Source organism: Candidatus Thiodiazotropha sp. AKAK3 (assembly GCF_058244645.1).
The window spans coordinates 1-23,620 of record NZ_JBSYOQ010000041.1; the positions used below are offsets into that span (position 1 = coordinate 1).

At 47.1% G+C, this 23,620-nt stretch carries 25 protein-coding genes; 3 read left to right on the top strand and 22 right to left on the bottom strand.

From position 1 onward, the window contains the following. Nucleotides 1-174: 174 nt before the first annotated feature. The 17 genes from AC4IE7_RS07565 to AC4IE7_RS07645 all read right to left on the bottom strand — a co-directional run bounded on the left by AC4IE7_RS07565 (nt 175) and on the right by AC4IE7_RS07645 (nt 14,640). Nucleotides 175-954 carry a TatD family hydrolase gene (locus AC4IE7_RS07565; protein ID WP_490776213.1) on the bottom strand — a complete coding sequence of 260 codons (780 nt, stop codon included), beginning with the start codon at nt 952-954 and terminating at the stop codon, nt 175-177. Between the two features lie 104 nt (nt 955-1,058). Then, a complete protein-coding gene (locus AC4IE7_RS07570; protein WP_490776214.1) occupies nt 1,059-1,406 on the bottom strand; it encodes a PilZ domain-containing protein in 348 nt (115 codons plus the stop codon). A 15-nt stretch (nt 1,407-1,421) separates the two neighbouring features. Continuing rightward, the gene (locus tag AC4IE7_RS07575) at nt 1,422-2,426 is read right to left on the bottom strand and encodes a DNA polymerase III subunit delta' (protein WP_490776215.1); all 1,005 of its coding nucleotides are present in this window, start codon (nt 2,424-2,426) and stop codon (nt 1,422-1,424) included. Continuing rightward, the gene (gene tmk / locus AC4IE7_RS07580; RefSeq protein WP_490776216.1) at nt 2,419-3,063 is read right to left on the bottom strand and encodes a dTMP kinase; all 645 of its coding nucleotides are present in this window, start codon (nt 3,061-3,063) and stop codon (nt 2,419-2,421) included. Before tmk ends, AC4IE7_RS07575 begins: the two co-directional genes overlap by 8 nt. Further along, nucleotides 3,060-4,055 carry an endolytic transglycosylase MltG gene (gene mltG / locus AC4IE7_RS07585; protein WP_490776217.1) on the bottom strand — a complete coding sequence of 332 codons (996 nt, stop codon included), beginning with the start codon at nt 4,053-4,055 and terminating at the stop codon, nt 3,060-3,062. The genes tmk and mltG overlap by 4 nt, the downstream gene beginning before the upstream one ends. A gap of 85 nt (nt 4,056-4,140) precedes the next feature. After that, nucleotides 4,141-4,959 (bottom strand): aminodeoxychorismate lyase, encoded by an 819-nt coding sequence (gene pabC / locus AC4IE7_RS07590; RefSeq protein WP_490776218.1) that lies wholly within the window; start codon nt 4,957-4,959, stop codon nt 4,141-4,143. A 21-nt stretch (nt 4,960-4,980) separates the two neighbouring features. Next, a complete protein-coding gene (gene fabF / locus AC4IE7_RS07595; protein WP_490776219.1) occupies nt 4,981-6,219 on the bottom strand; it encodes a beta-ketoacyl-ACP synthase II in 1,239 nt (412 codons plus the stop codon). A gap of 105 nt (nt 6,220-6,324) precedes the next feature. Continuing rightward, complete coding sequence (gene acpP / locus AC4IE7_RS07600) at nt 6,325-6,558, bottom strand: acyl carrier protein (RefSeq protein WP_068993473.1); 234 nt, start codon at nt 6,556-6,558, stop codon at nt 6,325-6,327. Between the two features lie 195 nt (nt 6,559-6,753). Next, nucleotides 6,754-7,497, bottom strand: a complete 744-nt coding sequence (fabG, locus tag AC4IE7_RS07605) for a 3-oxoacyl-ACP reductase FabG (protein ID WP_490776220.1) — start codon at nt 7,495-7,497, stop codon at nt 6,754-6,756. Beyond that, nucleotides 7,494-8,435, bottom strand: coding sequence for an ACP S-malonyltransferase (gene fabD, locus AC4IE7_RS07610; protein WP_490776221.1), 942 nt, complete (start codon nt 8,433-8,435; stop codon nt 7,494-7,496). The genes fabG and fabD overlap by 4 nt, the downstream gene beginning before the upstream one ends. A 19-nt stretch (nt 8,436-8,454) precedes the next feature. Beyond that, entirely contained in the window at nt 8,455-9,423 is a 969-nt protein-coding gene (locus AC4IE7_RS07615) for a beta-ketoacyl-ACP synthase III (protein ID WP_490776222.1), read from the bottom strand. Beyond that, nucleotides 9,420-10,442 (bottom strand): phosphate acyltransferase PlsX, encoded by a 1,023-nt coding sequence (gene plsX / locus AC4IE7_RS07620; RefSeq protein ID WP_490776223.1) that lies wholly within the window; start codon nt 10,440-10,442, stop codon nt 9,420-9,422. Before plsX ends, AC4IE7_RS07615 begins: the two co-directional genes overlap by 4 nt. A gap of 95 nt (nt 10,443-10,537) precedes the next feature. Then, a complete protein-coding gene (rpmF, locus tag AC4IE7_RS07625) occupies nt 10,538-10,717 on the bottom strand; it encodes a 50S ribosomal protein L32 (RefSeq protein WP_490776224.1) in 180 nt (59 codons plus the stop codon). Nucleotides 10,718-10,753: 36 nt separating this feature from the next. Beyond that, nucleotides 10,754-11,281, bottom strand: coding sequence for a YceD family protein (locus tag AC4IE7_RS07630; RefSeq protein WP_490776225.1), 528 nt, complete (start codon nt 11,279-11,281; stop codon nt 10,754-10,756). 85 nt (nt 11,282-11,366) lie between these two features. Then, nucleotides 11,367-12,506 carry a sodium ion-translocating decarboxylase subunit beta gene (locus AC4IE7_RS07635; RefSeq protein WP_490776226.1) on the bottom strand — a complete coding sequence of 380 codons (1,140 nt, stop codon included), beginning with the start codon at nt 12,504-12,506 and terminating at the stop codon, nt 11,367-11,369. Nucleotide 12,507: 1 nt separating this feature from the next. Next, on the bottom strand, nt 12,508-14,310 hold the full coding sequence (gene oadA, locus AC4IE7_RS07640; RefSeq protein WP_490776227.1) for a sodium-extruding oxaloacetate decarboxylase subunit alpha: 1,803 nt from the start codon (nt 14,308-14,310) through the stop codon (nt 12,508-12,510). A gap of 66 nt (nt 14,311-14,376) precedes the next feature. Further along, the gene (locus tag AC4IE7_RS07645; protein WP_490776228.1) at nt 14,377-14,640 is read right to left on the bottom strand and encodes an OadG family protein; all 264 of its coding nucleotides are present in this window, start codon (nt 14,638-14,640) and stop codon (nt 14,377-14,379) included. 263 nt (nt 14,641-14,903) lie between these two features. Between AC4IE7_RS07645 and AC4IE7_RS07650 the strand changes: the two genes are divergently transcribed. Beyond that, nucleotides 14,904-15,509: a Maf family protein gene (locus AC4IE7_RS07650; protein WP_490776229.1), complete on the top strand. Its 606-nt coding sequence runs from the start codon at nt 14,904-14,906 to the stop codon at nt 15,507-15,509. 175 nt (nt 15,510-15,684) lie between these two features. Here AC4IE7_RS07650 and AC4IE7_RS07655 read toward each other — a convergent pair whose 3' ends face one another. Continuing rightward, nucleotides 15,685-16,596, bottom strand: a complete 912-nt coding sequence (locus tag AC4IE7_RS07655) for an HDOD domain-containing protein (protein ID WP_490776230.1) — start codon at nt 16,594-16,596, stop codon at nt 15,685-15,687. A 908-nt stretch (nt 16,597-17,504) separates the two neighbouring features. Between AC4IE7_RS07655 and AC4IE7_RS07660 the strand changes: the two genes are divergently transcribed. Then, a complete protein-coding gene (locus tag AC4IE7_RS07660; protein ID WP_490776231.1) occupies nt 17,505-20,009 on the top strand; it encodes a GGDEF domain-containing response regulator in 2,505 nt (834 codons plus the stop codon). A gap of 38 nt (nt 20,010-20,047) precedes the next feature. On the opposite strand, the gene AC4IE7_RS07665 is transcribed toward AC4IE7_RS07660, so the two are convergent. The 4 genes from AC4IE7_RS07665 to AC4IE7_RS07680 form a co-directional block, all read right to left on the bottom strand. Further along, complete coding sequence (locus AC4IE7_RS07665) at nt 20,048-20,665, bottom strand: DUF2914 domain-containing protein (RefSeq protein WP_490776232.1); 618 nt, start codon at nt 20,663-20,665, stop codon at nt 20,048-20,050. Between the two features lie 72 nt (nt 20,666-20,737). Beyond that, nucleotides 20,738-21,421, bottom strand: a complete 684-nt coding sequence (locus AC4IE7_RS07670; protein ID WP_490776233.1) for a zinc metallopeptidase — start codon at nt 21,419-21,421, stop codon at nt 20,738-20,740. A 258-nt stretch (nt 21,422-21,679) separates the two neighbouring features. After that, the gene (locus AC4IE7_RS07675) at nt 21,680-22,084 is read right to left on the bottom strand and encodes a DUF4332 domain-containing protein (protein ID WP_490776234.1); all 405 of its coding nucleotides are present in this window, start codon (nt 22,082-22,084) and stop codon (nt 21,680-21,682) included. Nucleotides 22,085-22,343: 259 nt separating this feature from the next. Then, nucleotides 22,344-22,766 (bottom strand): hypothetical protein, encoded by a 423-nt coding sequence (locus AC4IE7_RS07680; protein ID WP_490776235.1) that lies wholly within the window; start codon nt 22,764-22,766, stop codon nt 22,344-22,346. 185 nt (nt 22,767-22,951) lie between these two features. Here AC4IE7_RS07680 and AC4IE7_RS07685 point away from each other — a divergent pair, with 185 nt between their 5' ends. Further along, a complete protein-coding gene (locus tag AC4IE7_RS07685; RefSeq protein ID WP_490776236.1) occupies nt 22,952-23,605 on the top strand; it encodes an LON peptidase substrate-binding domain-containing protein in 654 nt (217 codons plus the stop codon). The last annotated feature ends 15 nt before the right edge of the window (nt 23,606-23,620 follow it).

Below are 23,620 nucleotides of genomic sequence, written 5' to 3' on the forward strand. Positions count from 1 at the left end.
TGTAGGGTGCGGCCCTGCCGCACCATGCCCCACTGAAACGAAAACCACTTAATGAACCGGTGCTACCGACTTCAGATTCTGTGGAAGGTAACCAGGGTTCCTGAGCAATTCTTACCATCATCATCGAACTTCTATTCAGCCGACGAGATAGACCACTCTGAAAGATCTCCAGGATTAGCGATTCGCCAAAGGAAAACACCGATAGTAGTTATCAGATGTAACCTGAGCGACCTCTTCGATACTCATACTTTTGATATCAGCGACACACTCTGCAACCTGACGAACATAGATTGGCTGGTTTGGCTTACCGCGATGAGGTACCGGCGCAAGATAAGGAGAGTCTGTCTCAATCAGTAGACGATCAATCGGAACTTTTTTCACCACTTCGCGTAAATCCGCTGCGTTTTTAAAAGTGATAATGCCAGAGAAAGAGATATAGAAGCCCATCTCAATTGCCTGCTCCGCCATCGACCAGTCTTCAGTGAAACAGTGCATAACACCGCCAGTTTGATCCGCTCCCTCTGATTGCATGATGCTTAGGGTATCTGATTTTGCATCTCTTGTATGGATGATCAACGGCATCTCTGCCTGTTTAGCCCCTTGGATATGTCGACAAAATCGTTCACGTTGCCAATCCAGATCACCGGATCCGTGAAAATAGTCTAACCCGGTCTCCCCAATGGCAATTACCTTGGGGTGACTGGCCAGTTCTACCAGTTCGGAGGCGCTTGGATCACGCCGCTCTCTGTCATTCGGATGCACCCCAACTGATACTGAAATCTGGGGAAATGCTTCAACCAGTGAGACCATTGATGGCCAGGACTCCAAATCAATGGAGACGCACAACATCTGGTCGATTCCTGAATCAAGGGTCGTTGAAACAAAGCGATTGAAGTCGTTTTCATAATGATCGAGAGCAACCCGATCAAGATGGCAATGAGAATCTACAAGCATTGTAATATTTTCTGACTATTAGGCTGATAACGCATTTTACACCATCAGCCCTGGAGAGTTGCGGTCAGCGGCCATTTAAATAAAAGGGGAACTGGATATCAGATTTACAGCGTGTGTGTGGGACGGTCTGACTTGAGGGCACCGGCAAGATAGGTCTCGATCTTATTACGAGCCGCGCCACCATCCTGATCACTGAACTGAACACCTATACCTGCAGCCCTGTTGCCTTCAGCGCCAACTGGCGTAATCCAGATGATTTTACCTGCCACAGGGAGACGTTCTGCTTCATCCATAAGGGTTAATAGCATGAAGACTTCATCACCAAGACGGTACTGCTTGGTGGTGGGAATGAATAGACCACCAAACTGAACAAACTGCATATAGGCAGCGTACAAGGCGTTTTTATCCTTGATGGTGAGTGAGAGTATTCCTTGTTTCGGTCCGCCTGCCATATTTAACCTAATCTTCTATGCTGCCTGCGACGAGCAGGTATGCCACTCGATAAGTAGTTTTTCCAGTGTCAGTTGCAAATTTAAATTACTATCGGCCAATCCCCTTGCAACATAGAGATTTTCCAAATATTCTTGAATTTCCCTAGAGTTTAACTTGTCGGCTGTCTTCTGCAAAGCTTGAGTGCTATCTGGATTGAACAGGGAGGGGGCAGAGCTGGTCATTTTCAAACGCTGGAGATCTATAACCCAGCCAATCAGCCACTCCATCAATAGGTTAAAGTCGAATTTTTGCCAACGACCAGCCAACTTCACCGGATCCAAACGTCCCTCACTCAAAGCAAGAAACTGCTTCAACATCTCACTACGCCTTTCAAGCAACACTTCATCATCCAGTGACAAGGCCTTAAGGGGTGCACCGTTCGCCAGGGCGAGCAGCAGTGAAGGATCTCCGTATTTAACCTTATCGGATAGCCAGTTCAAGGCACTCTCTTGCTCAGGGGGACGAAACAGCAAAGACATGCAGCGACTTCTAATGGTGGGTAACAATCTCGCTGGCTGATCGGTCAATAGCAAAATCACCGTACTGGATGTAGGCTCCTCAAGGGTTTTTAAAAGACTATTGGCTGCTCCGTTTGTCATTCGATGTGCTGGTTGAATTGCAATAACCTTGTAGTTGGCGGAATGGGTAGTCAGACCTGCTGAGTCGGTAAATCTTCTGATCGACTCAATTTTAATCTCACCACTTTTACTATCCTCATCTGGCCTGACCCACTGAAAATCGGGGTGATGACCACTCGACATTAATTGGCAGTTTCGACACTTTCCGCATGGCTGGCCCGATTTGTCCCTGTCAGAACAAAGCAATGATTGAGCGAAACTGAGTGCAAAGCGCTCTTTTCCAAGCCCGGAGGCGCCACTGAACAGTAGTGCGTGAGGTAGACGACCCTGATCGACAGATTGTTGTAATTGAAGCCACTGCGGCTCATGCCAGGGTAGATGTCTGTAGGCTATCTCACTCATCAGTGTGATCCAGAAATTCCGCCATCACAGCAGATATTTGCTGCTGTACTGTCTCCAAAGCAGGGGAAGCGTCAATAACTTTAACCCGGCCAGGTTCGCTTGCAGCAATATCGAGATAGCCGCTTCTCACCTGTTCGAAAAAAGTCTGTTCCTGTTTTTCAAAACGATCAGGCTCAGATCGTTTGCCGGCTCTATCCAGTCCAATTTCCACAGGAAGATCCAGAAGCAGGGTCAGATCTGGTCTCAGGTCACCCTGCACAAACTGCTCCAGGGTTTTGATTCGATCTTTTGCAAGGCCTCGACCAGCCCCCTGGTAGGCATAACTGGCATCAGTAAACCGATCACAGAGTACCCACTGACCTTGTTCCAGGGCTGGTATGATTTTACGCTGCAGATGTTCAGCTCTTGCTGCAAACATGAGGAGTAATTCTGTGTCATCTGCCATGCCTGTATGCCGATGCCCCAGCAGCAGATCTCTGACCTCTTCACCTAGTTCAGTTCCCCCTGGCTCACGTGTAAACAATACCTGTTTACCGGCTGCTTCCAACAAACCCCGTATAAAGGAGAGGTTACTGCTTTTACCAGCCCCCTCGCCCCCTTCTACAGTAATAAATCGTCCTCTCAGGCCTTCACTCATCGCTTTAACTGGTACTTTCGCACTGCATTGTTGTGTTGTTTCAGATTTTCTGAAAAATAGTGTCCACCTTCCCCTGTGGCAACGAAATAGAGAGTTTTGCCCGGCTTGGGGTGGAGTGCCGCCCTGATTGCCGCACCACTTGGCATAGCAATCGGTGTTGGTGTCAGGCCTTTGCGTGTATAGGTATTGTAGGGGGTATCACGGGTCAAATCTCGCTTGCGTATATTGCCGTCATAACGATCACCCATGCCATAGATCACGGTCGGATCGGTCTGCAACAGCATGTTGCGGTTGAGCCGTCTGATAAATACCCCGGCAATCTCCTCTCTCTCTTCTGGCAGTCCAGTCTCACGTTCAATAATCGAGGCAAGGATGAGTGCTTCATAGGGTGTTTTTAAAGGCAGATCGGGTACCCGGTCAGCCCAGGCTTCATCTAGGGTCTTCTGCATGCGTTGGTAGGCCCGCTGTAGAAACTGCAGGTCTGTCGTACCCATTGGAAAATGATAGGTATCAGGATAAAAACGCCCCTCCGGATGCTGACCTTCAAAGCCTAGCCTGGTCATAATCTGTGCGTCATCCAAATCCTCTAGAGTCTGTTTTAAAACCGGGTTTGTTCGCACCGAACCCATCATCTGCGCAAAGGTCCAGCCTTCGATTATGGTTAATGCATGCTGCACCACCTGGGAAGAACTGAGTATTTCCAGCAGTTTCGGAGGTGTTATAGCTGCAGGCAAATAGTACTCACCAGCTTTTAATTGGCTGGCCGATCCATTCCAGCGAGCCAAAAACTCCAGTAGAACGGGTTTTTGAATTATCCCTTTTTGTTGGAGATCATTGGCCATCCCCCTGACGGTTGTGCCTGAAACAAGCTGATAGTTAAGGCCCTCTGCTGGTAATTCCAGCGGATTATTAATGAAATCATCGTATTCAAGCCATCCCCAGGCGAGGATAAGGCTTATAGCGAAGATTGAGATGCCTAACAGTCTGTTCATTCTCCCCTCATTTTACAGAAAGCTGTACTGTCTGATCGGAATTACCCGATTGGCCTGATTGTAGAAAAAGTTGGTTTCAGTAGCATCACACATCGGCTCGGTATGAATTTTCAACGAACTTGACCAGCTCAGAAGGAATATTACTCAGATCATATTGGCGATCTTCGAATCTTGCTACCGGACATAGCCCCAATATGGAGTTAGTGATAAACAGCGCATCAGCCTGTTTCAGATCGTCTAATCCTACTTTAATTACTTGTGGATGTAGAGAGTATTGCCCTGCGAATTCAAGTACCAACTCCCGCACCACACCGGCTATGCCTGCTTGAGAGAGTTCTGGTGTAATCAGCTGATCTCCCTTTATCAGAAAGATATTGGACTGAGTACCAGAAATTACATTACTCATCTCATCCATCATCAGACCCTCGACAATGGCAGAATCACGCCACTCAGCTCTAGCCAGTACTTGATCCAATCGGTTGAGGTGTTTAATGCCTGCAAGTCGGCTTTGTCGGGAAATGGGCGTATCACAACGTCTTAGTACAATGCCATGATCATACCAACTTTGAGGATAGTCCGGCCAAGGATAAGTGGTGAGCATGCGTCTCGGTTGACAAGGATCTGGTGGTCGATAGCCTCGTCCACCACTACCACGGGTCAGCACGATTTTGAGAACGCCCTGTTGCCGGCCGGTACACAGCTTATACGCCTCCTGCCAGAGAAGCTCCTTATCTATGGGAGGGAAACCTAGCGCCGATTCACCCTTTTGCAAACGACGTATATGTCTTTGCCACAGGCAGGGCCTGCCATCCTGAATTGCGATGGTCTCGAATATACCATCGCCATATTGCAACCCACGATCCGTGAGGGGTATCTGATCAGCTGGCTGTCCGTCAATCAGCAACAGAGGTCTTCGAAACTGGCTCTATACTTTTCGAAACGCCAAGGTTCCATTTGTGCCCCCAAAACCAAAAGAGTTTGAGATCACCACATCCAATTTCATCTCCCGGGCTGTGTTGGGCACATAGTCAAGATCGCATTCCGGATCCTGATTCTCGAGATTGATGGTTGGAGGAACCACCTGGTTATGCAGAGCCAGAATGGTAAATACAGCCTCTGCGCCACCGGCAGCGCCCAGCATATGACCGGTCATTGACTTGGTGGAGCTGACACAGAGCTTATGGGCATGGTCACCGAACGCTCTTTTGACTGCAAGGGTTTCCGCCACATCACCAGCAGGGGTGGAGGTGCCATGAGCATTGATATAGTCAACCTGATCATGATTTATGCCCGCATCCTGCAAGGCTAAATTCATGCACTGAGCCGCTCCAGAGCCATCCTTGGATGGTGCTGTCATATGAAACGCGTCGGAGTTCATACCGACACCTACCAGTTCAGCATAGATCGTGGCGCCTCGAGCCTTGGCCATCTCATACTCTTCCAAAACCACAACACCGGCACCATCGCTAAGTACGAACCCATCACGATCCTTATCCCAAGGACGGCTGGCTGCCTGGGGATCGTCATTTCTACGAGAAAGTGCCCTAGCAGCAGCGAAGCCGCCCAATCCCACGGGTGAGGTAGCCATTTCAGCACCACCGGCAATCATCACATCAGTACGACCGAAGCGAATCATCATTGCCGCCTCAGCAATACTGTGAGCACCACTACTGCAGGCAGAAACGATCGAATAGTTGGGCCCTTTCAATCCATACATGATGGAGAGATTGCCCGATACCATATTGATTATGCTTGAAGGTACGAAAAAGGGTGAAATCTTGCGCGGCCCACCATCAAGATAGGATTGATAGCTGTTTTCGATACCGGTTATTCCACCGATACCCGAGCCAATGAGCACACCGATACGATCGGCATTCTCATCAGTCACTTCCAGACCGGAATCCTTGATCGCCTGTATACCTGCAGCAACACCGTAGTGGATAAACTTATCCATTTTTTTGGCTTCTTTCTTCGGGATATAGTCAGTGACTTCGAAGCCGTAAATTGGACCACCAAATTGAGTCGAGAATGGTCCGACATCAAAATGGGTGATCGGCTGGATGCCACTCTTACCAGCCTGAATATTCGTCCATGCGGAATCGACATCCAGTCCGACAGGAGCCACCATGCCCAACCCAGTAATGACAACCCTTCTTGCAGTCATGTAAGACTACCCCCAAATTTCATTGGTGATGCTGAAAAACAAAAAGGCCGCGCTCCCAAAAGCTTGGAGCATGACGGCCTATGAGAGATAAACCTTATGAACAGCTCAACTATGGGCGTTGATGTAATCAACAGCCAACTGCACAGTTGTAATTTTTTCAGCCTCTTCATCAGGAATCTCAGTTTCAAACTCCTCTTCTAGGGCCATCACCAGTTCTACTGTGTCGAGAGAGTCAGCGCCAAGATCATCGACGAATGAGGCTTCTAGTGTCACCTCTTCATCTTTAACGCCCAGTTGTTCTACGACGATTTTACGAACTCGTTCTACGACATCGCTCATTTTATTAATTTCCTCTGGATTAACCGACGGCCTCGAATAGGACCGATGCGGTATTGTAGTAACAAAAAAGTTCTGAGAAAAGCGTAATCATCAGATCAGTGTAATGTCAGCATTTTCCCAATTATCTTTTTAAAAACATAATATTACAAGCTATACTTAACTTACCTTGTAATATTCATGGCCTTCAAGAAGGTCTCAAGTCATGTACATTCCGCCATTTACATGCAGGGTCTCACCTGTGATATAGCGCCCAGACTCACCTGCCAAAAAGAGTACAGCATTGGCAATATCCTCTGGTGACCCTAATTGTTGAAGCGGAATACTCTCAATCAAACTCTTGCGTTGTGCTTCGGGTAACTGATTGGTCATATCAGTTTCAATAAAGCCAGGAGCTACAGAATTCACGGTTATACCACGGGAACCCACCTCTCTCGCCAGAGAGCGGGTGAAACCATCGATCCCGGCCTTGGCTGCAGCATAGTTTGACTGGCCTGCATTTCCCATGGATCCAACCACCGAAGATATACTGATGATGCGCCCTTTACGCGCCTTCATCATACCTCTCAGCACACTTTTACTAAGACGGAAGACAGATGAGAGATTGGTATTGATGACTCGATCCCACTCATCATCTTTCATTCGCATCAGAAGGTTGTCATTGGTAATCCCGGCATTGTTGACCAGAATACCCGGCACACCATACTTTTCAGAGATGGCTGCCATTAAAACATCGATAGAGTCTTGATCCGCGACATCCAAAACCATACCGGAACCCTGAAAACCGGCAGCATCCATACGGTCCGTTATCGCTTGAGCACCCGACTCCGAGGTTGCAGTACCAATTACAGTTGCCCCAGCCGATGACAAAGTATCAGCAATGGATGCACCAATACCTCGACTGGCTCCCGTTACCAAGGCAAGTTCGTTTTCCAGGCTCATTTCAAGGTCTCCATAGCTTGATTAAGACTATTGGTATCGAATATTGCAATACCGGTCAGGCTTCGGTCGATTCTCTTTGTCAGACCAGCAAGCACTCTTCCCGGTCCGACTTCCAGCAACCTGGAACAACCCGCTTCCGACATCTTTTGCACAGTTTCAACCCAACGAACCGGACTATACAACTGGGCAACAATTAGTGCTTTAATCTGATCAGCATCCTTTACCGTTTCCACATTGACGTTGTGCAACACAGGTATGGTGGGTTCTGAAAAAGAAATGGACGCCAACTGTTCATTCAAACGCTCTGCAGCAGGTTTCATCAGGGCACAATGAGAAGGGACACTTACCGGTAACGGCAGTGCACGTTTAGCCCCGGCTTCTTTAGCGAGTTCGCATGCCCTTTCAATCGCGCTCTTATTACCAGCAATGACCACCTGACCTGGTGAATTGAAATTCACCGCCTCAACCACTTCACCTGATGCAGCATTGCGACATACTTCTCTAACAGCATCATCATCCAGTCCAAGAATGGCTGCCATGCTACCACTACCCTCAGGAACAGCGCTTTGCATGAGTTTAGCGCGCTCTGCTACCAATTTAGACGCATCGGAAAATGTCAGCACACCTGCGCAGACCAATGCAGAATACTCACCCAGACTATGGCCTGCCATAAGCTTCGGCAGTGGGCCTTGCTGATCCAGCCAAACTCGCCACACCGCAACGCCTGCTGCAAGCATCGCGGGTTGGGTAACCTCAGTTCGATTTAATGATTCAGCTGGCCCATCCTGAACCATCGCCCAAAGATCATAACCTAATACGTCAGATGCCTCGCTAAAGGTCTCAGTGACAATCGGAAAAGCATCAGCCAAATCACTCAGCATACCAACTGATTGAGAACCTTGGCCGGGAAAAACCATACTGAAATCTTTTTCACTCATAAATCAAATACTGTAGGAATTAGAATTTTGCCAACACCGAGCCCCAGGTGAAACCGCCACCAAAAGCCTCCATGAGTATGGTTTCACCACGTTTAATTCGTCCATCCCTGACAGCTACATCCAGAGCCAGTGGCACTGAAGCCGCAGAAGTATTTCCATGATCTTCAACTGTTACCACCACCCGCTCCATAGGCGTCTGCAGTTTCCTTGCGGTGGCATTTATGATTCTGATATTTGCTTGATGGGGTATTAGCCAGTCGATATCCGACTTTTTCATCCCATTCGCAGCGAGCGTCTCATCTACGATGCGTCCCAAAGTGGTAACGGCAACCTTGAATACCTCATTTCCACGCATCTCCATGAAAGCCTGACTCTCTCGAAGCTGGTCATATCCGCGTGATATTCCTGCAGGGACTTGTAAAAGATTCTGGTAAGCCCCATCAGCATGAAGATGCGTTGAGATAATCCCTGGCTCATTACTGGCCTCGATTACCACTGCACCAGCACCATCACCAAACAAGACGCATGTATTACGGTCACTCCAATCGAGAATGCGCGAGATAGTCTCCGCACCAACCACAAGGGCTTTTTTCGCCGCACCGGTCTGTATGAACTTCTCAGCGACGCCCAGAGCATACACAAAACCTGTGCAGACTGCCTGGACATCAAATGCAGCAGGACCTCGAATTCCCAACCGGGCCTGCAGTAGACAGGCAGTGCTGGGAAAAACCTGATCAGCAGTGGTTGTTGCCACAACGATCAGATCGATCTGCTCTGGTTTCAGTCCAGCCATATCAAGCGCATTACGTGCTGCTTTCTCTGCCAGATCACAGGTACATTCACCCTCTTCCGCAATATGTCTTTTACGGATTCCGGTACGTTCCACGATCCACTGGTCAGTGGTATCGACTATTTTTTCAAGGTCTTGGTTGGTTACGACCTTCTCAGGTAGATAGCCACCTGTGCCGGTTATACGCGAATAGATCACGCGGTTTCCCTTTTATCCAGATGGGCTTTGACTTGCTCTGCAATACGACTGCACACATCGCTCGAAACCTCTTTGCGGGCAATGCTGATCGCATTCATAAACGCAAGCTTGTCTGCGCCACCATGGCTCTTAATCACAATCCCTCGTAACCCTAAAAGACTTGCGCCATTGTAGTGCCTGTGATCAATGCGTTTGGCCAAACTTCTCAATACCGGCAAGGCAACCAATCCCGCCAATCGGGTCAGAAGATTCTTTTTGAATTCCAATTTCATGAAATGGCGGATCATTTTGGCTACCCCTTCACTACTCTTCAGGGCAACATTTCCAACAAAACCGTCTGAAACAATGACATCCGTACCACCTTGAAAAATATCGTCACCCTCAACATACCCTACGTAATTGAGAGAACTGGCATGCAGTAGTTCGTGAGCCTCTTTTACCTGTTCATTACCCTTGATCTCTTCCTGCCCAATATTGAGCAGACCAATTCTAGGTTCGCTAATATTGGTAACAGCAGCGACTGTCTCGCTACCCATAACCGCAAACTGAAACAGATGACCTGCGCTACAGTCCACATTCGCACCCAGATCAAGCATAAACGTCTGACCCTTTATCGAAGGGAGTGCTGTAATGATTGCGGGACGATCGATATGTGGCAGCATTTTCAGAACGAATCGAGATGTAGCCATCAGTGCACCGGTATTACCCGCACTGACACAGGCATCCGCTTCCCCTGATTTGACCAGATCAATGGCAACTCGCATGGAAGAATCTTTCTTATTTCGAAGTGCCTTGGAGGGTAATTCATCCATCGCCACCAGTTCAGAGGCGTGATGAATACGCAGCCTGTCGCCAAAAGTATGATCCCCGACTTTAGGGCGTAAGATCTCCTCACGACCAACCAGGATCAAAGCAGTCTCTTTGTCCTTTTTCAGATAATCCAAGGCAGCAGGAACGACGACATCTACGCCGATATCCCCTCCCATGGCATCTAAAGAGATTGTGACAGGTCTATTCATTCGAAAATCGATTCATCCAAATAAGAAAGAACCCGTATAAGGGCATTGCCCCACACGGGTTCTTAGAAAAGGTCACAGGACCGACGAGTTGTGTATCACTCGCCTTTGGTATCGACGACTTTACGGCCTTTATAGAATCCATCTGCAGAGACGTGATGACGCAGATGAGTCTCTCCGGAAGTGGAATCGACTGAAAGCGCTTCGCTCTTCAATCCATCGTGCGCACGACGCATTCCGCGCCTTGATGGGGTCTTTTTGCTTTTTTGAACAGCCATGGCTGATCTCCTGAAAAAATTGTATACAAACTAAAACTAATGCTCATCCCGCTTAAGGCTGGACAGCACCGCAAACGGATTATCCTGTTTGTCACTCTCCGTCTCCAGGTCAGCCTCATCCAAGACAAACTCTCGAGGGAGCTTACAAACATCTGTGTCGTGCATTGGCACTTGTGGCAGCGCCAAAAGAAGCTCATCTTCGATCAACTCCCTGAAATCCACGACACCTTCTTCAACCAAACAAGGGTCGAGGCTATCGGGAAGCCTCTCCGCTTCATTCAATCCCTGAACAAAAACAACTGAGAATTTTCTATCCACAGGGAACGTCAATGTCCCTAGACAGCGCTGGCACTCAAGCGCCAACTCGGCCTGGATGTGACCGTCAAGCCGTGCATATCGCTTCTCGTCGCGACTGAAGCTCAAGTCAAAAAAAACCTCACCGTCTGCCTTCGACAGGCATTCACGAAGTCTTGTTAAGGCCTCAAACGGCAGCCTTCCGCTGATCTCATTATTAAGATCAGCGAAACGCCAGGGATCCAATCGATCGGGAAAGCGCTTCGACATAAGCGCGAAATAATATTATGAGACTGCCTCTCATGTCAAAATGACGTGAGAGGCAGTTAATTCCTGAAACTCAAATCAGGCGATATTAACCGCCGACCATTGCCAGGAGAATGCCCGCTGCCACGGCCGAGCCTATAACGCCAGCTACATTTGGCCCCATGGCATGCATGAGGAGAAAATTATGGTGATTGGTCTCTAATCCTACCTTGTTGACCACTCTGGCAGCCATGGGAACTGCAGAGACACCTGCAGCGCCAATCAGGGGATTGACCTTGCCTCCGGTGACTCTATACATGATTTTACCCATCAGAAGCCCTGTCGCAGTCCCGATGCAAAAGGCGAAGGCACCCAACGCCAATATTCCCAGTGTATCCAGGGTAAGGAACTTATCAGCAGAGAGTTTTGAACCAACAGCCAATCCCAGGAAGATCGTAACAATGTTTATGATCTCATTCTGAGCCGCATGGCTGAGTCGCTCAACCACGCCACTCTCGCGAAGCAGGTTGCCAAAGGTCAGCATGCCTATCAGTGGGGCCGCTGATGGTAGAAATATCACACATAACAACAATACTGCGAACGGGAACATCACTTTCTCAAGCTTAGTAACATGCCGCAGCTGTTGCATTACAACATTCCGCTCAGTCTCTGTAGTCAACCAGCGCATGATTGGTGGTTGGATAATCGGAACAAGTGCCATGTATGAGTAGGCTGCCACAGCTATCGCGCCCAGGAGATCAGGCGCAAGCCTGGAAGCCAGAAAAATGGCAGTTGGCCCATCTGCCCCCCCAATTATGGCAATCGCAGAGGCATCCGCTAAGGTAAAATCAAATCCGGGTACGAAATTAAGTGCCAAAGCGCCCAGCAATGTAACGAAAATACCAAACTGGGCCGCCGCACCAAGGAGCAGTGTCCAAGGCATTGCTATCAGGGCACCAAAATCGGTGAGCGCACCTACCCCCATAAAGATCAGTAGAGGAAAAACACCTGTTTCTATCCCCACATGGTAGATATGGCCCAGCAGACCATCACTCCCCCCGATACCCGCTAAAGGGATATTACTGAGAATTGCGCCAAATCCGATGGGCAGCAATAACAGCGGTTCAAACTTCCTTACCACTGCCAGGTAGATCAATACTCCGCCGACGCCCATCATGAGCACCTGCCCCCATTCGAGATTCGCTATGCCGGTTGACAGCCATAGCGGTTCTATACCTATTTCAACCATTTCAGGAGAGACTCAGTAGTGGGGTTCCAACCTGAACGGTTTCACCCTCTTTAACTAGGATCTGAGAGACAGTGCCCGCAGATGTGGCACGCACTTCCGTCTCCATCTTCATCGCTTCCAATACCATCACCACATCACCAGCAGCGATCTGCTGACCCACAGATACTTTTACGGTGTGGATGTTACCGGATAGGGGCGCGGTTATCTCAGCCCCTCCTGCTGCGGGGGCCGGAGCTGGCGCAGCCACAGGAGCAGATGATGCTGCCGGCGCAATATCGGTGACTGCACCTGCTGGTGATACCTTGACATTGTAGGTAACCCCATTGACCTCGACCTGATAGGCCTCTGGTCCGGAAGAGGGTGCTGCCGCAGGTGCTGTTGGCGCCACACTCTCGACGGCTTGCTCTGTCCCCGGCACAGGCTCAAAAGCATCTGGATTATCCCGGTTTTTGAGAAATTTCAAGCCAACCTGAGGAAAAAGAGCGTAGATGAGAACATCATCAACCACATCCTTGGCCACTTTGATACCATGTTCATCAGCCAGCCCCTGAAACTCTGCAGTCAGTTTATCCATTTCCGCATCAATTCGATCAGCTGGGCGACAGGTGATGGGGACTTCGCCATCTTTCAAGACTTTAGCCTGAAGCTCAGCATTTACAGGCGCAGGAGTTTCACCATACTCCCCTTTCAATACCCCTTCAGTCTCTTTAGCGATATTCTTGTAACGCTCCCCCATGAGCACATTGATTACCGCCTGGGTGCCAACTATCTGTGATGTCGGTGTCACCAGAGGGATATAGCCCAGGTCTTTGCGCACCTTGGGGATCTCTTCAAGAACCTCATCGAGTTTGTCTGTAGCACCCTGCTCCCTTAACTGGTTTTCCATGTTGGTTAACATGCCGCCAGGAACCTGAGCCACCAGAATACGTGAGTCGACCCCCCTTAGAGACCCTTCGAATTTTGCATATTTTTTTCTTACTTCTCGGAAATATGCAGCAATCTCTTCGAGTAGAATCAGATCCAAACCGGTATCACGGTTGCTCTCTTTCAATACCGCTACAACTGATTCAGTCGCTGAGTGACCATAGGTCATACTCATCGAGGAGATTGAGGTGTCCAGCATATCAAGACCAGCTTCGGTACATTTTATATTGGTAGCCGTACTCATACCGGTAGTGGCGTGACTGTGCATCGCAATCGGTATCGAGACATTCTCCTTCAGACGGGTAACCAGTTCATAGCCGATATAGGGATTCAACAGGCCGGCCATATCCTTGATACAGATGGAGTGGCACCCCATCTCCTCCAGCTTCTTACCCATATCCAGCCAGTAGTCCATGTTATGAACCGGACTGACGGTGTAAGACATGGTTCCCTGAGCATGTTTATCGACTTTCAGTGTTGCCTTTACCGCAGTTTCCAGGTTCCGCAGGTCGTTCATCGCATCAAAAATACGAAAAACGTCAACGCCATTGGTGGCCGCTCTTTCAACGAATTTATCGACCACGTCATCGGCATAATGGCGATAGCCTAGAATATTCTGCCCTCGAAACAACATCTGCATCGGAGTATTAGGCATCGCCGACTTAAGTATTCGGATACGCTCCCAAGGGTCTTCACCCAGGAAGCGTATACAGGCGTCAAAAGTCGCACCTCCCCAGGTTTCAAGTGACCAAAAGCCGACTTTATCCAGCTTTTCAGCAATCGGAAGCATATCGTCGATACGCATTCTGGTTGCAAATAGAGACTGATGTGCATCTCTCAGCACAACATCTGTAATTCCTAGTGGTTTCATTTCACTCATTAGCTAACCGCCGTTGTTGAAAAAACAGCCTGGTTTCAGGTGTTGATAAAATAGGTATATTGATACTCAATGATGAGTAGAACGATATTGGTTTACTGCAGCAGATATTACGGCAATCAGATCGCCACGAATACCCGTCTGTGCCTGGTTGCCTGCAGCCATTGCTTGAGCAGAATGCGGCTCAACTATTCCATGTCGTTCGCTCACCATCAGTGCAAGTTTTGACATCCCTTTCATTGCAAAAACCAGAACAAGAAGGAAAGTGAAAACTATCCCCATTCCAAGGATCATTAGATTGACGCCTGACAGTAACAAGTCTTCGATTGGCATATGATATTTTTACTCTTTGATAATTATTTTTGTCTTTCTACGTTGGGTTACGTCATGTTGTCAAGCAGCAAATACCTTAACAAATTTATATAACTAATTGTTTTTTATCAATTAGCACTGCATTTATTTAGAATATATATATTCAGTATTTATCCCATCAATCGATTTTATAGACCTTAATAAAAATTGAGACTTTTTTCCATAAAGCCCAACCCTGTCTGGTAAAATAGTAGAAATATTAGTTCACACAACCTAAAAGCAGTATGACACAGGCAACAGATCCATCACATCCGTCACTCATTCTAGCCTCAAGCTCACCCTATCGCAGGGAGCTTCTCAGTCGTCTGGGTATAGAATTCAGCACTTTTTCACCATCAATAGATGAGTCTCGACAATCTGATGAGCGTGCTGAAGATCTTGTAGTACGCCTGTCCAGGGAGAAAGCACTGGCGGTTGCACAATCCCACCCGGATGCTCTCATTATCGGCTCAGATCAAGTCGCTACCGTTGCCGGAAAGGTAGTAGGTAAACCGGGTGATCATAAAACAGCCGTTGAACAGCTTATGAGTGCTTCCGGCCAACGGGTCACTTTTTTCACAGGCCTCACACTCTACAACAGTAAATCCGGGAACACGCAAACCAGCTGCGTACCATTTTATGTTCAATTCCGTGAACTGACTCAGACTGAGGTAGAAAACTACCTTGATAAAGAAAAACCCTATAACTGTGCAGGCTCTTTCAAGTCAGAAGGCCTGGGAATCAGCCTCTTCGAGCGAATGGAGGGTGAAGATCCAAATGCTTTGATTGGATTACCATTGATCTGCCTTAACAATATGTTGCGGCAAGAAGGGGTTAATGTCCTGGGATAGATTCGAGCAGAACTGAATAGATAGATTTCACTCTGAAACAAGGTTGTTTCAAAAACTGGCATTGCCCACAAAACCCGTTTTCACAAACTGTGGAGCAATAGCCCAAGGCCTGTTAACACTGATCGAATCGGCCCTAGTGGGCCGCGTGGTAAGTTTGGTAACCCTCAGAGCCCCGCTAGTTGATCGCATCCTCAACTTGCTTGGTATCCGCATCCAGATCACCCCCATCTTCAGAATGGTTCAACCGCTCAAATGCCTTAATATCAGTCCGATCAACTGTTGCCAGATAATGATCCGTACCTTCATGTGACAAGATATTGGCTACTTGAACAATATCCACATAATCCACTGGAGCATCCACACCTGGATCACGACTTAAGTCTTCATGGTGCGCAGCTACATCGATGATATTCTGATCAAATTTCCAAAGCTTTAAAATAGTACCGCCAACGTGAGGGTGTAACTTACGCAAAACCTTATCAAGAAAATCAGGATTATCTATTAATTCTTTGAATTCACAGGCTTTTATTAAAAGTGGAATATGACCTATATCATGAACAAGGCCAGCCACCAACGCCACATCGGGATCTATACCCGGTTGCTCTTTCGCTAACATTGCAGCCTGAGCACCCACCTTGACTGAATGGTTCCAAAGCCTATCCATTCTCCTCTCAATCTCTTTGATTGGGGTTCGAAATACCTCCTTCATCGATACCGCATAGACCGCATTTTTAACCCTCTGGAATCCAATACGGGTGATTGCCGGCTTAATTGTCGCAATAGTATTCATGCCACGATAGAGGGGGCTATTGGCGTAACGTATGAGCCTGGCGGTAAGGGAAGCATCCCGAGAGATCACCTTCTCCAAATCTGATGCGGAGCTATCCACATCATTGATTATAATCAGTGCTTCCAGAGCTAATGCCGGCAGTGTGGGAAGATAGATATCATTGGCTAGAAGATCCTTTTTTACCGAATCGACAAAGGCTTTTGTTGTTGTAGATTCAAACCGCCTCTTTTCCCGTTCCTGATCGGTCTCAGTATTAACTGCCTCACCATCTGCAAGCGTAAAAACCGATTTACTCATGAGTTAACGACCAACCATGTGATTCAGAAGGTTTTTCAAATGAAGCCAGAGAATGGCTACACTGATTCATATTTAATTTTAATGTTCGCAAGCCAGGCCCTAGTCCAATCAACATTTCAAAACCATCAGATTCCATATTAACTATCTATCACCCACTTATTATATATCCAGCGCTTTCAACTGAACTGCACTCCGCTAATTGAGCAAGTAGGCTTTAATTGAGATATGTCTCTATCAGGCCATACTCCAACCCGCATTAACACAAGACAAGTAGCGGCAAGGTATGTGGATTTCTCCAGTTTCCCCTATTAATTCAAACTAGTTGAGTGATTAGTATGCGTCAAGGATCACATAAACTGGAAAAAGCTATTGAAAATCTCATGGCCAAGCGTTAAGGCAAAATCAGCTTTCTTCCGTGAATTAAATGTCTCAATTCAGAAGAGGCACTCTACTTGGTAGACCTGTTTTAAAAAAACTACAAAGCAAGAGATGTCTATTTTGTCCGGACAGTAAGACTTATCAGGCCCTAAATCGATGTTTACCTGTGTGCCGATTCAAACAATTAACCAGAATTCAATTAAACAGCAATTTTTTTAAATCTTTCACAAAAAACAGAAAGACATTTGACGATAATAGAGAGCAGATTATCACTGCAAAAGTACTTCGCTACCAGTTTCCAGACCCAGTCTGACAATACAATCATCTTATTCCAGTAAACCAAATAGGAAACCATACCCGGTCTATTAGTGATGTGTCTCTCATTTTTATCATGTAAAAACCGCCAAGTATCACATATTTTTCCTCGATAATACATGCATTTAGGAGATTTTTTGAATATATTCATCACCTTCTTTTCACTCAAGTTTTCATAAGATATGTCGACGTTATGAGTAAGCAAAGCATCGACCATGTCTAAACAACAAGACTCTGACGGAATGGCAGAACAAGCACTCAATCGCTTTATTCAGCATACCGGCGACAAGCCGGTTGTGCTTATAGCTGATGATTCACGGGTGGTCCGTGTATCTCTTCGTAATATATTGAAGGAGGAGTGCCATCTGATTGAAGTTGAAGATGGCGTCCAGGCGTGGCAACAACTTACTGATAACCCTTCGATCAACCTGGTCTTCAGTGACCTCTCTATGCCGAATCTTGATGGTCGAGGATTACTATCCAAAATAAGAAACTCTGACGCGAACCATATTGCTAACCTCCCCTTTATTGTTGTAACAGGAAACGAAGCATCTCCTGAGATCGCCGACGAACTTGAAAAGCTTGGCGCTACGGGGATGGTGAATAAGCCTTTTGATCCAAATCTGATTAAACAATTCGTTACCGAATTGGCTACCGAATCTTCTGAAGAGATTTCAACCGAATCACAGGCCACCGATCCACAGACAGATTTTTTGGAGGAGACTGCAGACAAAAGCCAATTCATGGAGGTTGCCAGCAGAGAACTCTCATTTGCAATCCGCAATAAGAACGAACTTGCACTGGCACTGGTACAAATAGACCAGTTCAGCAGCATTATCGAACACTACAGCGAAGCTGCAATCGAACATATTCTGCTTGCTGTGAAAGATATTATTCAACTACACATCCATCCGGACGACACTCTTGCCTACTTTGGTAGTGGTTGCTTCTCCATATTACGTCCAGCATCGAATGCTATAGGAACTCGGTATCTGGGAAGGAGAATACTGGATGACCTCGCAGCCAAACAGTTCTATCTAGGAGAGTCAGATCAAAGTGTAGGCGCGAGTATTGGGATTTCAGCGCCAGACATTAAACCAGGAATACGCTTGCAGGACCTATTGATTCTTGCTGAAGGGCGCCTCAAGGCAGCGCTTGAAAATGGTGGCGAAAAAGTAGTCGACAAAGGTAATGAAAACCTTACGCCTGTCTCCTCTCAGGAGAATTCAGAGCTATCCAATGTCATTTCAAACACGCAGACAAGCTCACCTCACTCTCTTACTAAAAACACAACAGAAATCAACCGCCTGGCTGCTGAGCAAGTTGCTGAAATCAAGGCAAAGTACAGCAGTCAATCTAAGGATGTTGAATCTCAAGCCTCCCAGATTGCCGATTACAAACAGACTCTGGAACTATTAACAGCGGAAAATAGAGCACTGATTGAAGACGTCAATCATTGGAAGAAGGAGTCATCAGAGGCAGAACAATTGCGCAGACAGCTTTTTGAAGTTGAAAGTCAATTTCAGCAACTAAAAGTCAAATTCACCGAAGTTCATACTGTGAATAGTGAACTTGCTCAGCGTAGCGAAACCATTGACCGGGAGAACCGGCGACTGATTGACGAGGAGGAAGAGAGAACCGCATCACTGAGACAATCCCATCAGATACTTGAAGGGGAAAATAACCGTCTGGAAGAGCAGATGCGAGAACTCAAGAACCGTGCAGAACGCGCTGAACTTGAAAGCCTGAAGTCAAATCAACTGGTAAGCAGTCTCAGAGATAATGGAAATCTGCTGCGCATGCAGCTGGATCAACTGCAACAACAAGTCAATGAGCTACAGGAGCAGCACTACGAGGACAAGGAGGCAAAGGTCGAAGCCAAAGAACCGGTGTCGACTCTGGTGGAGAAGAGTTCTGAGTTAAAATCCGATACAGAGCTTTTAGACGAACTCTACAAGCCGGAAATCGCCCTATCAGCAACCCCTGAAATAAAACCATCAGCGGAGAAAACGACCACTTCAGTCCATCTTTTTCCCGATAAAGATCAAATCAGCGCTAAACAGAAATCGTCGAACAAGATAAAGATCCCTCCATTCCGCGTTGAAGCAGAACCGCTGTTATTCAAGAACGGATTCAACCTCTCATCATTTACAATTGCCAGTATCATTCTTACAGCGCTGTTGTTAGTCGGAGGAATCTATCTTTATCTGGTCATGAGTGATGAGCCAACTCATGAAGTCGCAGCTGTGCAACAAGTGGACTCTGAAAACAACTCCAAGTCTGCCAGGGCTTCCTCATCATCTCCTCTCCCTGCAACATCAAACCCAGATAATGAGCAGGCCCAAAAAGGTCACCTCAAATCACCACCACAAATACCAACACAATCACAGCATAGTAATTCAAGGTCAGCAGATCGCTCATTACCGACTATTTCCGATGAGTTAAGGCTGGAAAAAGAGCTGACACTACGTCAAATGGCAGAGGAAGAGTTCAGTCGCAGTATAGATAGACCCTCTATCACAGAATCAACAACACCGCAGCAAACCTCCGCCCCCTATTTTGAACAGAGCGTGGAATCAGAATTTCAGGGCGACCTGGTAACTGAGCAGTTGTTCGAACAACCTCAAGACCTAGTGACTGAGAAGTTTATCGAACAGCCTGAATTAGAGACAAGCATCCCATCAATTGAGCCAGGCAATCTACCTGAGAATATCGAATAGTCCTCCACCAAGCCTACGTCTCCCAAGTCAAGAAACATCTACTCCTGTGTTACCGGATCAGTTTCAGCCATACTCCCCGCTCGCTGCTGGAATATACTTGCATGTAGTGGCCAACCCGACTCATCAATAACAAATACAGTCCATTTACCCTCTTCGCCCGGATTGAGACTCTTAACGGAGTATGCCCGCCAACGAGGCCCACCAACCTCTATATCAACCTCACTGATCACCTCTCCTTCAAATTCCCATCTGTGGGTGACGATTCGTCCCTGGAGATTTCTTAGATCTGTAAAAAACAGGATTCTGGTGGCATCTTCATCCAAACTAACCACTTGATTGACTGGCTCTCTGTTAACAATTTCAGTTGTAAATAGAGCCCGGGCCACATAGGCGTCTGGAACTGGTGACTCCTCAATACCTTGAGAATCGAGCAACTCCTGCGCCTGCTGAGTCATCTCCTGTGACTCCTGAGTAATCTCTTGAGCCTCCCGAGATTCCTCTTCTTCCTCCTGAATTGCCTGGTCAGTCACAACTGGGGGCTCTGATACAATTTCCGCTGCTTCAACCAGCTCCTGTGACCACAAGCTCGAAGGTATCAGCACTGTCGCCAGTAAAGCTGTATAAAAAAAAGTTTTTCCCTGGGTATGATTGGCCATTTAATCCTCCGAAACGCCATTTTTTAGAAAATTGAACCAGAAATCTTGAACGCAAACCAGTGATGATCGCAATTATCTCCTTAGAACACGAATCCATTGCCAGAAATTCAACAAACCCGCCAATGATGCGGAAAGATAGGTGAACGCAGCCGCACGTAGGATTCTCTCAGCCCCGGGATACTGCTCTGGGGTAAGGTAGCCACTCTTCAATAGGGGCAAGGCCTTTTTGAAACTGGCATCCAACTCAACTGGCAAGGTCAGTAATTGTAGCAATACATTGGTGCCCATCACCATAAATGCAGCCAGAACACTGACCATACCAACGGCAGGTGCACGTGAAATCAGTGACGCTACAGGGGCTAGAAAGAGTAAAAATGATCCCAGACGCTGAGAGATCACAGCAAAGCGACCTAACCTGGTACGCATCCGAAACATCGGTTCATCTGCGGCGTCCTGCAGTGCATGACCTACTTCATGGGCAGCCGTTGTGATCGCTGTGAGTGTTTTACCTTCAAGCTTGTCCTTAGACAACCTGACCATCTTGTCTGATGGGTCATAGTGGTCTCCTGAATCGGTACTCTCTACACTTACGTGACGAAGTGAAAACCGGTCCAGCAGATGTCTGGCGAGTTCGCCACCACTCCCCGGGAAGTTAGGTTCATCATGCCGATTATGCCTGCTCATGACCCGACTAACCCACCATTGAGGACCCAGTAGGAGTAGCAGTAGGAGAGCTAGGACTATCAGATAGAGCATATTTTCAAGAGAGTTAATGAAAAAGTATTAACACAGCAGTGGTGGACCAAGATCAAGTTTAATGATAACCGATGAACATAGCCCTGAAAAAAGGGTTTAGGAGAAAAAAAGAGACACATGGTGCCGTTAAGCAACCAAATAGATAGTACTATCCAGGCACGCTAAGCTAGCAGCTGATCTATGCAGGTTTTGAGCGGTTGATGACCAGCAAAACTCAACGCCATAACCCTATCGACAGTTATGGCGTTGAGTGATTTATCAGTAAGTCACAACCCTTGGCAACTCTTTTGCTTCTGCAACCCATTTTTCAACTGCAGAGAGACTGGGGACAGCACGTACCAGATTCTTTGCCTCGTTGACCTCTACCATTTTAGCATGCAGGTTTTCGGGTTTACGCTGGGCCAACTCAGGAACTGTATCCACACCAGCGGCTTCCAGAAGATCCGAATACTGTTCACCGATCCCCTTGACACGGAACAAATCGGCCATATTGATCCATCTCAGTATCAGTTTACCGCTAATCCCCGTAGCATCTTCGAGCTCTTTTCGTCCTTTCTTGGTGCTCCCTTTCTGCAACAAGGCCTCAAGGTTTTTGATATCAGCACCCTCTAATTTCGATGCGTATGTCTCGCCAATACCCTCGATCTCTACTAGCTTCGTCATGACTAAGTCTCACTTTGGTTGGATAGGTGTTTTTGTTCTTCCATAGTGAGCATTCCAATACTCAATAACTGCCATCCCTATGCATCCTCTGAAAGGCTTACAATTCCGGCGAACCTGCCTCATAAACGCCTTGGCGTAAAATGAACAAATCTTTTGCCAATAATACACATTACAAAAAATTGATAAATCATCTTTAGGTATCAAATTCTAAACAACTGTAAATTTTTCAATATCCGCCACCTGGGTAAAGACTCCCAAATCAGCTAATAATGTCAATGACCTGACTGGCCAGATTCACTCTACGGCGGTCTTCTCTTCTGCGTTCACCTGGAAATGGATTGGCGCGATCTAAAAGCAACTTGCGACGATCTCGAGTGGATTGTCGACGAATATAGGGATGAGCACGCAGACTTCTGCCCTTTTTTGAATTGGCATTCAATCGTCCAATCATTTCATGGGCTGTCTCCGATGGATTGATGTAGACAAGTCCGTGATACTCCCATTGGGATGAGTTGTTGTACATCGTTTTCAGCACTTTGCTGCGCTCTATCCCGGAGGAGTTCAACTTGGTCGAAAATAGCGACCATCCTGGACTTGCTAGACGACAAACCATTTTAGTCAATTCTCGAGCCGAACATTCGTCAGAAATCCCTTTAATGAAGATCCACATTCTTTGCCTCATAGCATGTTCTTATCGAAATTCACTATAGCAGACTAACATAATATTTCTTACTATTTGAGACGCTTAAGGATAAATATCAAAACAACAAACCACAAATTATACATTGGCATAGTCGATCCGACTCATCCCAGGAACAATTGCCTGACTACTAAACTCATACCTATGAGACACAAGTGGAAACTGAAATGACTAATCGATTTATAACTGATTATCAACATCTACCCGATACGATCCCAATTTTCCCCCTCTCCGGTGCGATCGTCATGCCCGGCGCTCAACTACCACTGAATATCTTCGAGCCACGCTATCTCAACATGATAGAGGATGCTATGGCCAGCCATCATTTGATAGGTATGGTACAACCTAAAAATGAGCAGGATAGCGCAGATCAAGCGGTTTTTAGCATCGGGGGTTGCGGCCGAATCACATACTACAACGAGACCAATGATGGCCGGATTGAGGTTGTCCTCACCGGCGTCTGTCGCTTTGAGATCATTGAGGAGCTCACAACGACACGAGGTTATAGACTGATATCCCCATCCTGGGAAAGGTTTAAATCAGACTACGACCAAATCACCAAACTCTACAATGATCAACGCAGACAGATTGAAGCCACATTGGATCGCTACCTGTTTGCCAACAACTTAAAGACAGACTCCGAGCAACTGAAACAGCTTCCAACGGATCTACTGGTGAATGTTCTGACAACATCACTGCCCCTGGGTCATGAAGACAAACAATCTATTCTTGAGGCCGTATCGATTAATGACCGACTGGAACTGTTGATTACGAAAATGGGATTGACCAGCTACCCTGAACATAACCAGCTTAGGCACTGATCTCAAAGAATCACC